At 62.2% G+C, this 15,094-nt stretch carries 10 protein-coding genes and 1 pseudogene; 1 reads left to right on the top strand and 10 read right to left on the bottom strand.

Annotated features, from left to right (window positions below):
- The first annotated feature begins 12 nt into the window (after positions 1 to 12).
- Positions 13 to 2,085: an ATP-dependent helicase gene (locus HLH29_RS06490; RefSeq protein WP_338030188.1), complete on the top strand. Its 2,073-nt coding sequence runs from the start codon at positions 13 to 15 to the stop codon at positions 2,083 to 2,085.
- 27 nt (positions 2,086 to 2,112) lie between these two features.
- Here HLH29_RS06490 and HLH29_RS06485 read toward each other — a convergent pair.
- The 10 genes and pseudogenes from HLH29_RS06485 to HLH29_RS06440 all read right to left on the bottom strand — a co-directional run.
- Positions 2,113 to 2,313, bottom strand: a pseudogene (locus HLH29_RS06485) (TOBE domain-containing protein); the annotation flags it as partial.
- Positions 2,314 to 2,348: 35 nt separating this feature from the next.
- On the bottom strand, positions 2,349 to 3,347 hold the full coding sequence (gene galE, locus HLH29_RS06480) for a UDP-glucose 4-epimerase GalE (protein WP_182965131.1): 999 nt from the start codon (positions 3,345 to 3,347) through the stop codon (positions 2,349 to 2,351).
- Between the two features lie 85 nt (positions 3,348 to 3,432).
- Positions 3,433 to 4,896, bottom strand: a complete 1,464-nt coding sequence (locus HLH29_RS06475) for a mannose-1-phosphate guanylyltransferase/mannose-6-phosphate isomerase (protein WP_182965130.1) — start codon at positions 4,894 to 4,896, stop codon at positions 3,433 to 3,435.
- Between the two features lie 312 nt (positions 4,897 to 5,208).
- Positions 5,209 to 6,276 carry a glycosyltransferase family 8 protein gene (locus tag HLH29_RS06470; RefSeq protein ID WP_220791399.1) on the bottom strand — a complete coding sequence of 356 codons (1,068 nt, stop codon included), beginning with the start codon at positions 6,274 to 6,276 and terminating at the stop codon, positions 5,209 to 5,211.
- 200 nt (positions 6,277 to 6,476) lie between these two features.
- Positions 6,477 to 8,060, bottom strand: a complete 1,584-nt coding sequence (locus HLH29_RS06465; protein ID WP_182965129.1) for a lipopolysaccharide biosynthesis protein — start codon at positions 8,058 to 8,060, stop codon at positions 6,477 to 6,479.
- Positions 8,048 to 9,262 (bottom strand): glycosyltransferase family 4 protein, encoded by a 1,215-nt coding sequence (locus tag HLH29_RS06460; RefSeq protein WP_182965128.1) that lies wholly within the window; start codon positions 9,260 to 9,262, stop codon positions 8,048 to 8,050. The genes HLH29_RS06465 and HLH29_RS06460 overlap by 13 nt, the downstream gene beginning before the upstream one ends.
- Positions 9,259 to 10,536 carry a glycosyltransferase gene (locus HLH29_RS06455; protein WP_338030187.1) on the bottom strand — a complete coding sequence of 426 codons (1,278 nt, stop codon included), beginning with the start codon at positions 10,534 to 10,536 and terminating at the stop codon, positions 9,259 to 9,261. The genes HLH29_RS06460 and HLH29_RS06455 overlap by 4 nt, the downstream gene beginning before the upstream one ends.
- A gap of 17 nt (positions 10,537 to 10,553) precedes the next feature.
- Positions 10,554 to 11,702 carry a glycosyltransferase family 4 protein gene (locus HLH29_RS06450; RefSeq protein WP_182965127.1) on the bottom strand — a complete coding sequence of 383 codons (1,149 nt, stop codon included), beginning with the start codon at positions 11,700 to 11,702 and terminating at the stop codon, positions 10,554 to 10,556.
- Complete coding sequence (locus HLH29_RS06445; RefSeq protein WP_182965126.1) at positions 11,689 to 13,920, bottom strand: GumC family protein; 2,232 nt, start codon at positions 13,918 to 13,920, stop codon at positions 11,689 to 11,691. Before HLH29_RS06445 ends, HLH29_RS06450 begins: the two co-directional genes overlap by 14 nt.
- Positions 13,921 to 13,928: 8 nt before the next feature.
- Complete coding sequence (locus tag HLH29_RS06440; protein WP_246373872.1) at positions 13,929 to 14,633, bottom strand: sugar transferase; 705 nt, start codon at positions 14,631 to 14,633, stop codon at positions 13,929 to 13,931.
- Between the last annotated feature and the right edge of the window lie 461 nt (positions 14,634 to 15,094).

Raw genomic sequence — 15,094 nt, 5'->3', positions numbered from 1 at the left:
ATGGGAGCAATCGTGGGCGACGGATATCTCGACAGGCTGAATGACGCGCAACGGGCCGCCGTAACGCATGGAGTCGCGCAGGGCGCGGCACCTCCGGCCGCCCCCCTGCTGGTCATCGCCGGGGCCGGCTCGGGCAAGACCAATACGCTGGCCCACCGCGTCGCGCATCTGGTCGTCAACGGCGCCGATCCCCGTCGCATCCTGCTGATGACCTTCTCCCGCCGCGCCAGTGCCGAGATGGCGCGGCGGGTGGAGCGTATCTGCGGCCAGGTGCTGGGCGACAGGGCCGGCGCAATGGCCGACGCACTGACCTGGGCCGGCACGTTCCACGGCATCGGCGCGCGGATCATCCGCGACCATGCCGAACAGCTCGGGATGGACCCGGCCTTCTCGATCCATGACCGCGAGGATTCCGCCGACCTGATGAACCTGACCCGGCACGAACTGGGTTTTTCCAAGACCGAAAGCCGCTTCCCGACCAAAAATACCTGCCTGGCGATCTATTCCCGCGTGATAAATGCCGAACAACCGCTGGGCGACGTGCTGCTGAAACATTACCCATGGTGCGCAGGCTGGCAGGAACAGCTTAAAACCCTGTTCGGCGCCTACGTGGCGGCCAAGCAGGCCCAGAACGTGCTGGATTATGACGATCTGCTGCTGGTCTGGGCACAGATGATGGGCGATCCGGTGCTGGCGGCCGAAATCGGCGGCACCTGGGACCATGTGCTGGTCGACGAATATCAGGACACCAACCGCTTGCAGGCCACGATCCTGCTGGGCATGAAGCCCGATGGCACAGGCATGACCGTCGTCGGCGACGACGCCCAGAGCATCTATGCCTTCCGGGCCGCGACGGTGCGCAACATCCTCGATTTCCCGTCCGCTTTTCCCATTCCGGCGACTGTCCTGACCCTCGACCGGAACTACCGCTCCACCCAGCCGATCCTCGCCGCCGCCAACGCGGTGATCGAACAGGCGTCCGAACGCTTTGCCAAGAACCTCTGGACCGACCGGGAATCCGACGCCCTGCCCCGCCTGGTCTGCGTGAAGGACGATGCCGACCAGGCCCGCTATATCGTCGAACGCGTGCTGGAAGAGCGGGAACAGGGTACGGCGCTGAAGCAGCAGGCGGTACTGTTCCGGACCTCGCACCATAGCGGGTCACTGGAAGTCGAACTGACCCGGCGCAACATCCCGTTCGTCAAGTTCGGCGGCCTGAAATTCCTCGACAGCGCGCATGTCAAGGACGTGCTGGCCATGCTCCGTTTCGCGGAAAACCCGCGCGACCGGATGGCCGGGTTCCGGGTGATGCAGCTTCTGCCGGCCGTCGGCCCGACCTCGGCCCGGCGGGTACTCGACGCCATGCAGGACGCGGCAGACCCGATCGCCGCCCTGATGCAGGCCAGGGCGCCGGCCCGTGCGGGCGAAGGCTGGGCCGGGTTTGTGGAAACGATGCACGGCCTGGGCAACCGATCCGCCGGCTGGCCGTCCGAAATCGGCCTGATCCGCCATTGGTACGAGCCGCATCTCGAACGGCTGCACGAGGACGCGACCACCCGCCTGGCCGACCTGCTGCAACTGGAACAGATCGCGGGCGGCTACCCCTCCCGCGAGCGGTTCCTGACCGACCTGACGCTGGACCCGCCGGATGCGACCTCGGATCAGGCCGGCGTGCCGCTGCTCGATGAGGATTATCTGATCCTCTCCACCATCCATTCCGCCAAGGGGCAGGAATGGAAGAGCGTCTTCGTGCTCAACACCGTCGATGGCTGCATCCCCTCCGACCTCGGCACCGGCGAGACCGAGGAAATCGACGAGGAACGCCGCCTGCTCTACGTCGCCATGACGCGGGCAAAGGATTCCCTCGACCTGATCGTGCCGCAGCGTTTCCATGTTCGCGGACAGCACGGCATGGGCGACCGCCATGTCTATGCCGCGCGAACCCGCTTCATCGACCGTGAAATGCTGCCGCTCTTCGAAACGCGCGCCTGGCCGCTCGTCACGCCAGAGGACGAAAAGCGCCAGGACGCGGCAAAACATGTCCGCATCGACATGGCCGCACGGCTGCGCGGCATGTGGGGGTAGAACCGGCCGACGCGCCGCGCCCCATTTGCCCACCATCACGTCCGATGCCTTGATGACGGCATAGGCTTCGTCACCCACGGCCAGGGCAAGCTCGTCGATCGCTTCGTTCGTGATGGCCGAGGTGATCACGACGCCTCCGCCGACATCGATCGTCACATGCCCGGTGGTCTGGCCCTTGGTCACAGCCGTGACCGTGCCCTTGATCTGGTTACGTGCGCTCAGTTTCATGCCGCCCCCCTTGCGCCCTGTCCGCGCCGCACCGATTACACGCCGCCATAACCATTGGGGTGGCTCAAACGCCAGCGATAGGCCGTCTCGACGATCTCGTCGAGCGCCACGAAACGCGGCGCCCAGCCGGTTTCCCGGCGCAGTCGCTCGGCCCCGGCAACCAGCCGCGCCGGGTCACCCGGGCGACGGGGGGCCAGATGCCAGGGGACGACGCGTCCGGTCACGCGCTCGACGCTGCGGATCACCTCCATGTTCGAATGGCCGCACCCGGTGCCGACATTATAGACCACACTCCGGTCCTGGATGGCATCCAGCGCCGCCAGATGGGCGTGAGCCAGATCCGTGACATGGATATAGTCGCGGATGCAGGTTCCATCCGGCGTCGGATAATCATCGCCGAACAGGTGCAGCGCGTCCCTGCGCCCCAGCGCCGCGTCGATCACCAGCGGGATCAGATGTGTTTCGGGGCGATGATCCTCACCGATCCGCCCATCCGGATCGGCCCCGGCGGCATTGAAATAGCGCAGGCACGCACTGCGCAATCCATGAATCCGGTCGGCCCAGAGCAACGCCCGCTCGACCATGTGCTTGCTTTCGCCGTAGGGAGAGCCGGGAATGATCGGCGTCTCCTCGGTAATCAGCGCATCATCGGTCTGGCCGAACAGGGCGGCGGTCGAGGAGAAAACGAAGCGTTTCACGCCATGGCGGATACAGGCATCGATCAGCGTAAAGCCCAATCCCGCATTGGCTTCCATGTAGCGTAGAGGGTGCTGCATGCTCTCGCCAACCAACGACAGCGCCGCGAAATGCAACACCCCATCCCACGGGCCGCTGGCCAGGATCGTATCGACCATGGCGCGGTCCGCCAGATCCCCTTCGACAAACGTCACGTCATCGGGGACCGACTCCCGATGGCCGGTACGCAGATTGTCGAAGACCAGCACATCATGCCCCGCGTCCCGCAAGGCAGCGACGACATGGCTGCCCACATAACCCGCCCCACCGGTAACCAGAAAACGGGATCGATTCGTCATGTCCCCAGCCTCAAACTGTCTCGCGGCCTGCAATCCGCGCGTGATTCTGGCCCCCGATGAGCCCTTTACAATCGCCTGATGATCCTCAGGTCCGGTTGTAAGTATCCTCGAAGCGGACGATATCATCCTCGCCCAGATAGGACCCGGTCTGGATCTCGATCAGCACCAGCGGAATCCTGCCCGGATTTTCCATCCGGTGGGTGCATTCCTGCGGCAGGTAGATGCTCTCGTTCTCATGGACAGTGATCTGCTCGGCATTGCGCGTCACCAATGCCACACCACTGACGACGACCCAATGTTCGGCGCGATGGTAATGCTTCTGCAGCGACAGTTTCTCGCCGGGCATCACAACAATGCGCTTCACCTGGAAGCGCGTGTCCTGGATCAGGCTCTCGTAGAATCCCCACGGGCGATAGCAGCGATTATGGGCTTCAGCTTCCTTCCGGCCCTGGGCCTGCAGACGGGCGACGATCTTCTTGACATCCTGCGCCCGGCTCCGCTGCGTGACCAGAACGGCATCCCGGGTCGCGACCACGACGACGTCGTCCACGCCCACAACGGCGGTCAGGATCTCGTCCGAACGAACATAGCTGCCATGGACCGATTCCAGGCAGACCTGACCCTGCGTCACATTGCCGTCGGCATCTTTCTCGCCGATATCCCACAGCGCGTCCCAGCTACCGATGTCGGTCCACCCGAAATCGCCGGCAATGACCGCGGCCTGGTCGGTATGCTCCATGACGGCATAATCGAAGGAAATATCCGGCGTCGAAAGGAAAGAGGCAGGATCGAGACGCTGGAAGATCAGATCACTGGTGCGGCGCTCCACAGCCTGCCGGACCGGCGCCAGCACCACCGGGGCATGGGTTTCCATTTCCTTGAGCAGCGTGCGGGCGGTAAAGACAAACATGCCCGAATTCCACATATATTTGCCCGACGCCACCAGTTCGGCGGCGGTTGCCGCATCCGGTTTCTCGATGAAGCCGGCAACCATGCTGGCCTCAGGCAGTCGCGACAGCGGCTTGCCGGCCTCGATATAGCCATACCCGGTTTCCGGCCGCGTCGGCTGCATGCCAAAGACAACGATATGGCCGCGCTGCGCTGCGGCGGCGGCGGCGGGCAGAAGCTGTTCAAGCGTTTCCGGCCGGGTGATGACGGCGTCGGCGGCCATGATCCACAGCACGGCATCCGGGTCGCTTTCAGCAGCCAGCAGGGCGGCCGCGGCGATGGCGGGCGCGGAGTTGCGGCCTGCGGGCTCCAGCACGATTCGCGCATTCTCGATCCCGGCCTCGCGCAGTTGCTCGGCGATCAGGAAGCGGTGGTCGTTGTTGCAGATCACGATCGGCGCGTCGAACATCGCGCCCACCCCGCGTCGGGCCGTTTCCTGCAGCATCGTCCTGGAGCCGACCAGCGACCAGAGCTGCTTCGGGTAGCTGGCCCGCGACAGCGGCCACAGCCGGCTGCCTGTTCCACCGGACAGAATGACCGGCACGATCCTGGTCGTGCTGGCAGCCTTGGCGCCAATCATCGGAAGAGTGGTGTCAGACATGGCATGGTCCCTCTGCTCTACTTGCCTGCAAAATCATGTCGCCCCCGGCCCCGCTCGCCGCATGGTTCCGGCACCTGCCGCCGCAGTATCTCCCGGCAAACTGGCCATGCTGGCCGGACCACGACGAAACCGTGTAACATAGCAGGTAACACATGCCATGCCGAGTGTCAGCCAAAGACGACGACATACCGTTCAATAGCTTTGTTTCGCCTTTATTATGGCAACCCAGTCGTCAGGGATTCACCCGACCATACGCCCCGTCCTTGCATGGCAGCCAGCCTCCGCCATCATCCGGCGGTCTCCTCGCTGGCTTCAAAAAGAAGCCCCGACGGAAGGCCTCAGCACAGACTGGACCGCCCCCACATCCCGACCGGGCGGCCCCTGAACAGCCTCATCCCGCTTCAAGCCGCTTTCATAAGCCAGGATACGCTGCCTTTTCGCGCCGAGTCCCCATGTGACCAGCGCATGCACGCGCTTGTAACGCTGATGGAGGTGATGGCGCAGCCACGTGGCGCGTTTCAGCCTGCGCCAATATCGCGCCGTTTGCGGAAAATCCCGCGCGACCTCGCCATATACCGCCGAGGTTTCGGCATTCCAGGGCGGAAACGTGCCCTCCCACGGCTTGGGGCGTGCCATGTAATGAACGATCCGCGGGCTGATCATGGAAGATACACGGACATTGTTCATAAAGACCGGAAAATTCCACGACAGCGACATGGAAAGGCAATACGGCAGGCCGACGAGGTTCAGAACATCCTGATCGGGAAAACGGGACGCCACCGGCTGGCTGGAGAAAATCCTCCATGCCTCCGCTCCGATGCGCGCCCACCCCCAACGCTCGGCATAGATCACGCCGGAATTGAAATACCGGCATGCATCGGCCGATGACAGACCGAGCGATGCAAGATGCGCCGCAATAGTGCGGCTCTGCCGGTCCGTATCGTCCCGCGCAAATGTCATCGGATCGGGAGCGCCGTAGAACATTCCATACGGAACGGGCTTCAGCAACAGATCGTCCAGCGGACCGCGAATCTGGGTATCACCATCCACATAGAGAAAATAATCATATTGCTGCGGAAGAAGCTCCGACAGAAACAGACGCGCCAGCATGGCCGGGGCACCCCGAATATCGGCCTCGCTTCGGCTCATGAACACGATATCAGCGCGTGCGCAAGCCTCGGCGAATATTGCTTCGGCAACAGTGTCGATTCCAAAGGCAATAATGACAATATCCGCCAGATCACGCCGCGTGAACCGGCGTGCCTGCAGCGCGCTGACGAAACTCGGGAACAGATAGGACATATCTGTGGTGTAGCAGACACAGCTCTTTGTCACACGCTCGGCCTTCTTTGCGATTTTCACGGATTCTTCAGTTCCCATAGACTCAGACTCCTGAAGGAGATCACCCAAGGCATTCCCTGAAACGATAACATAACATGCGCTATAGCCGGCCAACCCAGTGAAATACGCTGTGACAACACTCCGGATAAAGCAAGCATCGCTCAACGAACCCGGTTATGGGGCGCTCTCGTTCCTTCGACGTCCATGAACGCGATTTCTGTCCGACGTCCGGTAGACCTTCACTGAAAGGAGTCCTGCGAGACGGAATCGACGACGATTCGGTTGGCGGGAAACGTTACGGGCTTACGAAAGATGCCGATAATTTTTCCTCTTATCGCGGACAAGACCCGATAGCCACGATCGAAGACCAGTCGCTCGATACCATCAGGCCGACCGGACATGAACCAGAACATGAAAAGGGAACCTGTGTATGCAACCGCGCCACCGATGCCGCAGGCGGCCAGGTCAGCAGCGGCATGTCCAAACGTATCGACAGGCGGCAGCAGCCATTTCAGCATCTCGACCGCGAGCACCATGAACAGGGACGCCCCGACGCTGAATTTCCACTCCAGAATCTGCCGCCAGACGCCAAGGCCGATCAGGCCACGCACCAGGAAAAGACCGAAGATATCCGCGGCGAGTTCCGACACGAAACGCGCGGCGATAACGCCCGAGAATCCCGCCCACAGGACGCCGATGATCACCAGAGGAGATTTGACGAAAAATTCCAGAAGATTGCGCATCAGGACGGTCTTTGTCCGACCGAACGCCATCAGCAGCGGCAGGGTGGCGAGGGTGAACACGGCGGGCGTCAGGCTCAGGGCCAGCCAGCGGACCATCGGAGCCGCCCCCGACCAGGCCGGGCCAACGACGACACGGACCGTACTGTCCGCAACCAGGCTCTCCCCAATCAGCAGCGGCAACCCGATCGTCGCCATGGCCGCGGACGCCTTCTGGTAGCTGGCCGCCAGTCGCTCCTTATCATCCCCCAGATGAGAGAATGCCGCCAACAGGGGGCGCGCCATCGGCCCGAACAGCGCGAAGAAGGGAATGTTCGTGATGTCGCCCGCGGTCGCGAACAGGCCGAGAGAGGCCCGGCTCACCACCTTGCCCAACAGCAGGCGTTCAAACTGCCAGTTGAGCGCGCTGACGATCTGCGCCATCGTTATCCACCCGGCGAAGTCTATAAAGACATGTCTCTCGCGCAAGCTCAGCCGTGGGCGGTACGGCGCAAAACAGTATGACTGCATCATAATGGCGCCGGAATACATCACTGTATTGAGCGCAATGGCCCAATAGCTGTGCGTAAGGAGCGCGATCACCGTCCCGAGGACGAAGCTGATGCTCTTGCCGGAGAGTTCGATGGCAAAGTCGCGCCAGAAACTGAGCTGCTTCTGGAACGCGGCCATGCGCGGGCTCACGAGACCACGCATGAAGGGACTCAGCCCAAGAACACATATAAGCGGGAGCAGGCGCGCATCATTGTAGAAATGCGCGGCAGGCACCGCACTGGCCATAAGGATGGCCATCAGGACGGCACCGCGGATCAGACCGATGGTGAAGGCCGTATCGTAATGCACACGCTCGATGACCGGCAGACGCAGCAAGGCCTGATTGATCGGCAGCTCCAGGACTGATTCCATCAAGGCGCACAAGCTTGCGGCGATCGCCACCAGCCCGAAATCGGCCGGCAGCAGGATGCGCGTCAGAACCAGCATGCTTGCGAGATCAATGAACCGCGTCACCAGTCGGGCGCCAACCATCAGCGCCGCGCCGGTCGCCGCGCGCGCACCGATATTGGCCGGCTTCGCTATCTCAGACATGCATCCCCCTGCTGTCCGCTCGCAGAACGGGGGCTGACGGCTGCGTCATGTTCCGAAACAAGGACGCCACGAGACGATCCACGGGATGATCCCTGCCCGGCCCGACGCCTGACAATGATTTCTTCGTAGATATTCATATAATCCGGGACCAACCGCTTGGCATCGAAGATCTCGGCGCCCCGCCGCGCGGCTTGTCTCATCGCCTCCCGCTGGTCGGGATCGCGCATGATCTCGCCAAGTGCCTGCGCAAGAATGCCAGGCTGCCCCGGAGGAACCAGGCGCCCGGCCGCTCCGAACTCCAGCATCTCGGTCGTTCCACCGACCGATGTCGCGACAATGGCGCAACCGGCGGCACGGGCCTCGCCAATCGTCAGGCTACCGGGATCGGCATAGGACGCAAGGACAAATATATCCGCCTGACTATAGAGCAGTTGGGGAGTATCCACATAGCCCAGGAAGATGACCCGTTCCGACAGGCCGCACGCCGCGACCCGCGCTTCCAGGTCCGCCCGATCGGGGCCCTCCCCGGCGATATAGACGGTCCATTCAGGCATCGACGGCAGAAGGTGCGAAGCAGCTTCAATAACGTCGGCAACTCCCTTGCGTGCATGAAGACCGCAGATCAGCGTGATGTTGGGATGACGCAATGTCGGCACGATCCCGGCATCTCCCTTCATGGATACCATATCATGCCTGGCGGACCCGACCGGCGCATTCCACACCACACGCGTCCGCTCCGGCGGAAACCCGCGCTTGACAAGCGCCTGCCGCTCGGCCTCGCTGACGGCGACAATTCTGCCCCCCATGCGCATCAGGATCGAGTGCCGATCGAAGGAATTGTGAACTGTCGTCACCAGCGGAACGGAAGCGAGACGAGACGCAATGGCGCCGATCAGGGCACCACCCATCATATGGGCATGGATGATATCCGCCCGAATGGCGCGACACAGCCGCGTCAACGCCACCGCACTGCGCAACATCGCGAAAGGCTTCTTCTGGTCTTGCGGCAGCATCACGTGGCGGACGCCCTCGCTCTCCAGAAGTTCGACGAATGTGCCGCCTCCGCTGCAGAAATAGACGCTATGCCCGGCTCGGGCCTGCTCGCACGCCAGGTCAACGGCAACATGCACGTTGCCATTGGCACGGCCGCAATGCTTCGACAGATGAATGATCGTTTTACGGTATTCATAAAAAGCATTCATAACACTTCATCTTTCATACCGTTATGCTGCGATTCACGCGAGCGATCCGCCATGGCATCCCCCGCATCCCGCACGATCCCGATCCTGTCGGTCGTGCCGGACTGCTGAGAAGAGCGCGCGGCCATGGCTTCGTCGACGATTTCCATGAAACGCCGACGGAATGCCTCCTCCGAGAAACGCATGGAGTTTGCACGACACGTTTCGGCACGGATACGATGGTGATTTTCCTCGAACGTCCGCACGGCCGCGACAATCGCCTCCGCCGTCTGTTCTGGAAACAGCACGCCGGTGGGATCGGTTTCATTTTCTCCGATCACGATATCGCAGGCTCCCCCCACGCCGTAGGCGATGACCGGCGTGCCACAGGCCTGCGCCTCGGCCATAACGATGCCGAAATCCTCCGCTGCGGCAAAAACGAAAGCACGAGCCTTCCCCATCAGCGCAACGAGTTCGTCGATCCGCACGGGCTTGCGGATCTCGATATTCGCGCAACTGGCAGCAGCCGCCCTGATCGCCGCATCGCCCTCACCTTCCCCAATGATGACGAGCCTGCGATCGGGCATCCTGCTGAACGCCTCGGCGATCAGGTCGATCCGTTTGTAAGGAACGAAGCGCGAGACGACGAGATAGAAATCCTGCCTCTCGGACGAAAGACGAAATTTCTCTACGGCGACGGGTGGATTGAGAACCAGAGCCTCCCGGCGCCAGGCCTTCTGCACGCGCCGGGCGATATAGCGCGAATTGGCAATAAACAGATCCACCCCGGAAGCCGAACGCGCATCCCAGTTCCGAAGCCGATGGAGAAGCCACCGCGTGTAAAGACCCATCGCCCCCCATCGCAGCCCTCGTTCCTCCAGATAGCGCGCCTGAAGGTCCCACGCATAGCGCATCGGACTATGGACATAGCTGACATGAAGCTGGTCCGGTCCGGTAATGATCCCTTTCGCAACCGCATGATGGCTGGAAATCACGAGGTCGTAGCCGGTCAGGTCGAATTGCTCGACAGCCAGCGGCATCAGGCCAAGGAACTTGCGAAAATGACGTTTTGCAAAAGGAAGTTTCTGTATAAAGGAAGTCCGGACGATATGCCCCTTCAGAAACCCCCTCTGCTTCTCCGGCATGAAATCCGCGACCACGAAGACATCCGCCGAAGGATAGCAGAGCAGGACCTGCTCCAGAACCCGTTCCGATCCGGCATACTTCTCCAGCCACTCATGGATGACGGCAATCCTGGGGGACTGTTCCTTCGGTCTACCCCCCTCCTGCGCCGGCACGACATGCGAATTGCGCATCATCTGGACGGCTCCATGCTGGAGGAACGACGAACAGGGGTGGGAACGGCGTGCCGGGCGGCAGCGATAATGCCGGCCATGGCGGCACTGGCCTGCGCCCAATTGTAGCGCAGCAGACGCACCGCCCCGGCTTCGCGAAGCCGTCCTGCCAGACCGTCCTCGTCGAGGACACGCATGACCTGACGCACGAAAGCATCCTGGGAGAACGGATCTGCGAACAGCGCAGCCTCGCCGCAAACTTCGCGCAGGACCGGAATATCGCTCGCAACGACCGGACAGGCGCAAGCCATCGCCTCCACCGCCGGCAACCCGAACCCCTCGTAGCGCGAAGGAAACACAAAGCAGGCGGCATGCTCGTACAGCGCGCGCAGGGCGCCGTCGGATACCCGGCCCAGATAGCGGGCGACCCGTGGCATATCCTCACCACCCTGCTGCTGGAAGATCCCGTCCCGTCGTGCCCCCACAATGGCAAGCACCAGACCGCGTGCCGCCAGCGCCTCGCCAAGCTTCGCGAGAACACGCAGATTCTTGTGCGCAACAAGATTGCCGACCACGAGCACATAGCGCCCGGGTACCAGATCATTCGCGGCCAGAACCGTGGCGTCGGCCGGAACGGTCCGGACATGGTCCCCGCCCTCCGGAATGACGGAAACCTGCTCCGCCCGCGCACCCAGATGGTGCATGATCTCGCCCCGGGCGAATTCCGACACCGTGACGATCCTCACCCCCCTCGCAACCAGCCCGGCCTGCATCACGCGGTAAATCGTCCGGAAGCGCGCGGAATAGGCCTCCGGCACGCTCGCCCAGCCGCAATCATGGATCACGACGATCTGCCGGCGCGCCAGAAGCGGGGCGGTATTCCCAAGATTGACCAGAAGACCGTCGGACGTCGCCCACGGAAGCATGGCCTGCTCCCACAGATGCCCTTCCCCGACGCCGAATTTCCTGATCCGGACATTTCCGAAACGGCTCGCCCCCCGATCCTCTCCCTCCTTGCCCGAAGGCGGGACGACGATTTCCGAAATCACCCCCTGCCGCACAAGCCCTGCGGAAATTTCGGTTGCAAAACGCTGAACGCCGCTCAGCGTCTGCTTCAGGAAACGGCCGTTCAGATAAACGGGGAACTCCCGCGCCTCATGCGTTGTCATAGCCGTGCAGATCCTGCGCCAGATAGGCATGCATGCTGCTGTCCCGCCCGAGGTCGTTCATGTCCGCCTGGGTCAGAATCCCACCCAGCACGCGCACACCGCACGCGTGGAGCCGCCGCATGGTCGTCAGCACGGCATCCATCTCGGTCCGCTGCCACCGCACGGCGATGACCGCGCCATCCACCAATCGTCCGGCAGATGCAGCATCCGGAATGACCAGGACGGGCGGCATGTCGATCAGGATCAGATCGTAGAGCGTCCGCGCTTCCGCGATGATCGCCGCAAGCTGCTTCAGATCGAGCAGATACCGCCCACTCCCGTTGGAGCGCGTGCCCCGCAGCGTGATCAGGTCGACATTCTGCATGATGTCCCGCGTAAGCCCCGGCAGACGGGACGCGCCCGAACCTTCGCCCTGGGGAGGGCGGAAGGTGGGACGGATCGACAGGCCGACCTGGTTGCGGCGGATATCCGCATCAATGATAAGCGCCCGCGCCTGGCTGCGCGCCGTGCTCGCGGCGAGGGCGACGGAAAGGAACGTCTTGCCCTCTCCCGGCAATGCGGACGTCACCAGCACGACCTGCGCGCGAAACCGCTCGTCGCCATGACGCAGCATGTTGCAGATATGATCGACCGAAAGCGTATAGGACGATGTCCGGTATTCCAGCAGAGGCCGGCGCTCGCGCCCCGCGAAGGGAACGACACCGAGCGGAAACAATGTCGTCCTCTGTTCAAGCTGCTCCAGCGTGCGCACGCCCGGCCTCAGCCGTTCGAGCAGGATTGTACCGAAGCAGCCCACCGCGAGCGAAAGGAGGCCGGCCGCGCCAATCAATTGTCCCCGATGCGGACCCGACGGGGTGAGAGGCGCCTGCGCGTACGAGATGAGTACGGCATCCGGCTCCTGCATCGCCGCCTGGGCGGATGTCTGCTCAAACCGGGTCAGGTAATCGCGATAGACCGCCTGCGCCGCCTCTGCCTCGCTGACGAGCTGACGCAGTTGCACCTCGGCCACGTTCTCACCCGCGACAGCGCCCTTGAGATCACGCACCCGCGCCTCCAGCGTCGCGACCTCCGCGCGCGTCGCATCGAGCTGCGCGCGCAGGCTGCCGGCAATATGGCTCTCCTCCGCTCCAAGCTGGGCACGAAGCCCCGCGATCGCGGAATTAAGCTGGCGCAGACGCGGGCTTTCCGACATGTCCGTCGTCTGCAGATCAGCCCGCTGCTTTTCCAGCTGCGCGAGTTCGCCCGAAATCTGCTGGACGAGCGGAGACGCCACCACGGCGGGCAATGCCCCCAGCGATCCGCCGCGCCGCGCCGCCTGCACCTGGTCATAGATGCTCTGCTGCTCGGCGAGCTTGTTGGAGGCTTCCGTCAGCGCGATGTCGACGCGGCTCATCCGGCGGCCCGTCAGCGTCGTCTGGTCCCCATCGCGGGAAACTTCCTGACTCAGGACCAGGCCATGCGCCCGACGAAACTCTTCGACGCGCCCTTCCGCCTCGGCCACACGCGACTGAAGCGCGCCGATCTGCTCGTTCAGCCACTCATGGGCATGGGCAACAGTCGTGATCTTGAGATCGCGCATGAAGTCCAGATAGGTGGCGGCGTACGCATTCGCGATCCTCGCACTTAACGCCGCATCGTTCGTCTTGGCGCTGACCGCGATCGTGTACGAGCGGCCGTCATTCCCAACCGTCACATGCCGCAGCAACCAGTCAATCGCAACCTGACGCTGCTCGGTGCGCGAGAGCGGCTTGGGGGGCGCGGGATCGAGGCCCAATCGGTGACGGACAACATCCATCACCCCCCATGGCCCGGGTGACGGCGCAGACGGATAGATGATCTTCTGAAGCTCGGGCCGATGGACGAGATCGATACGGTCGACCACCTTTCCAGCCATGTCCCTCGACAGGAGGATGTCGGTCTGAGTGTGAATCATGAGCGTGTCGCCGCTGACGGCGCCGCCATGAGCCTGAAGATCGGTGAACTCCGTCTTTCCTGTATCGACAAGGAGCGAGGACTGGGTTTCGTAATAACGCGGGATGGAGAGGATCACGCCCGCCATGGGAATGAACAGCCCGGCTGTGATCAGCAGGACGGTCCATTTCCGACGCCGAACGATGACCAGCGCGTTTCCCAGCGGCACATGCTCCGCCGCCGTTGCCGCAAGCGGCATGGGCGGCGGACCGACGAATGATTCGTCGCGGACGGACAGCATTGTCATGGCGGGACCTATTGCGCACCGTCGTGCCGCAGCACGGCGGGAATCGTTTTCAGGAGAATCACGACGTCCTTCCAGAACGTCCAGTGGCGGACATAGGCGCTATCCAGCGCCACACGCCGTGCGTAGCTGGTATTGCTGCGCCCGCTGACCTGCCAGAGCCCCGTCAGGCCCGGGCGGGTCGCATAATAATAGGTGATATTGTCGCCATAGCGCTCGACCTCGGCCTGGATGATCGGGCGCGGCCCGACCAGGCTCATGTCACCGCGCAGGATGTTCAGCAACTGCGGAAGCTCGTCCAGGCTAGTCGCGCGCAGAAAGCGGCCCAGGGGCGTGATGCGTGGATCACGACACAGCTTCTGGGTCTCTACCCACTCCCGGCGTGCAGCCTCGTCCCGCTCCAGAAGATCCTTCAAGACCTGGTCCGCGTTGGAAACCATGCTCCTGAACTTGAGGCAGCGGAAGCTTCGCCCGTTCTCCCCGATCCGGCTATGACCGAACAAGGCCGCTCCGCCGTCACGACGAACCAGCACGGCAATCACCAGCATGACAGGCAACGCGAAGAACAGCATCGTCCCGGCGACCACGACATCCATCATGCGTTTGCGCGGATCGCGGATCGCCGCGGCGTTTTCGGGCCTGGCGACTTGCCCGCCGATAAGCCCAGCATAGGGGACAACAACCGTCGCGTCATCCGCGATAAAGGCGGTCCCCATGAATTTTTCTTGTTGCAGACCAGACATACTAGCACCTCGTCTTCTGCGAAGAATGAAGCTGACAGGCAAGTTGAACCGGCATGATCCCGATCAGATTGCTACCTCCCTGATATGATCGGAACGTTGCCTGTGCAGACGAGCACGGCGCAATAATAAAAGAAGCCCATAATGTGTTTTTAATCATTGACGAAAGTATTTATTACCCAGACCTACCGTTATTTACGTGTTAAAATATGGATTCTTCGTTGAAATTCTTACATTTCCTCATCAAGTCAGCTTCTCCGTCTTTTCAGGTTGCATAAATTACCGATCACATAATTGTGATCATTCATTTTGGACATAAAAATCGTCGTCAAGCGGAGAAAGCGATTTAACGCATAAATTGGCCATTTTTAACGTAATATTTCGTTACTCCGTGGAACGATAGATCTTCGTACTTCTTATGTTGCCGCGCGTTTATT

It is taken from the genome of Gluconacetobacter tumulicola, from assembly GCF_014174215.1.
GTDB classification, from domain to species: domain Bacteria; phylum Pseudomonadota; class Alphaproteobacteria; order Acetobacterales; family Acetobacteraceae; genus Gluconacetobacter; species Gluconacetobacter tumulicola.
Note: the sequence above shows the minus strand (reverse complement) of the source record. Positions and strands in the feature narration are given on the sequence as shown.

What these genes read in the sequence shown, in the direction of transcription:
- galE (WP_182965131.1), bottom strand. Translation starts at nt 3,347, where the DNA reads ATGACGAATCGATCCCGTTTTCTGGTTACCGGTGGGGCGGGTTATGTG.
- HLH29_RS06465 (WP_182965129.1), bottom strand. Translation starts at nt 8,060, where the DNA reads ATGTCTGAGATAGCGAAGCCGGCCAATATCGGTGCGCGCGCGGCGACC.
- HLH29_RS06450 (WP_182965127.1), bottom strand. Translation starts at nt 11,702, where the DNA reads ATGACAACGCATGAGGCGCGGGAGTTCCCCGTTTATCTGAACGGCCGT.
- HLH29_RS06475 (WP_182965130.1), bottom strand. Translation starts at nt 4,896, where the DNA reads ATGTCTGACACCACTCTTCCGATGATTGGCGCCAAGGCTGCCAGCACG.
- HLH29_RS06470 (WP_220791399.1), bottom strand. Translation starts at nt 6,276, where the DNA reads ATGGGAACTGAAGAATCCGTGAAAATCGCAAAGAAGGCCGAGCGTGTG.
- HLH29_RS06440 (WP_246373872.1), bottom strand. Translation starts at nt 14,633, where the DNA reads ATGGGGACCGCCTTTATCGCGGATGACGCGACGGTTGTTGTCCCCTAT.
- HLH29_RS06460 (WP_182965128.1), bottom strand. Translation starts at nt 9,262, where the DNA reads ATGAATGCTTTTTATGAATACCGTAAAACGATCATTCATCTGTCGAAG.
- HLH29_RS06445 (WP_182965126.1), bottom strand. Translation starts at nt 13,920, where the DNA reads ATGACAATGCTGTCCGTCCGCGACGAATCATTCGTCGGTCCGCCGCCC.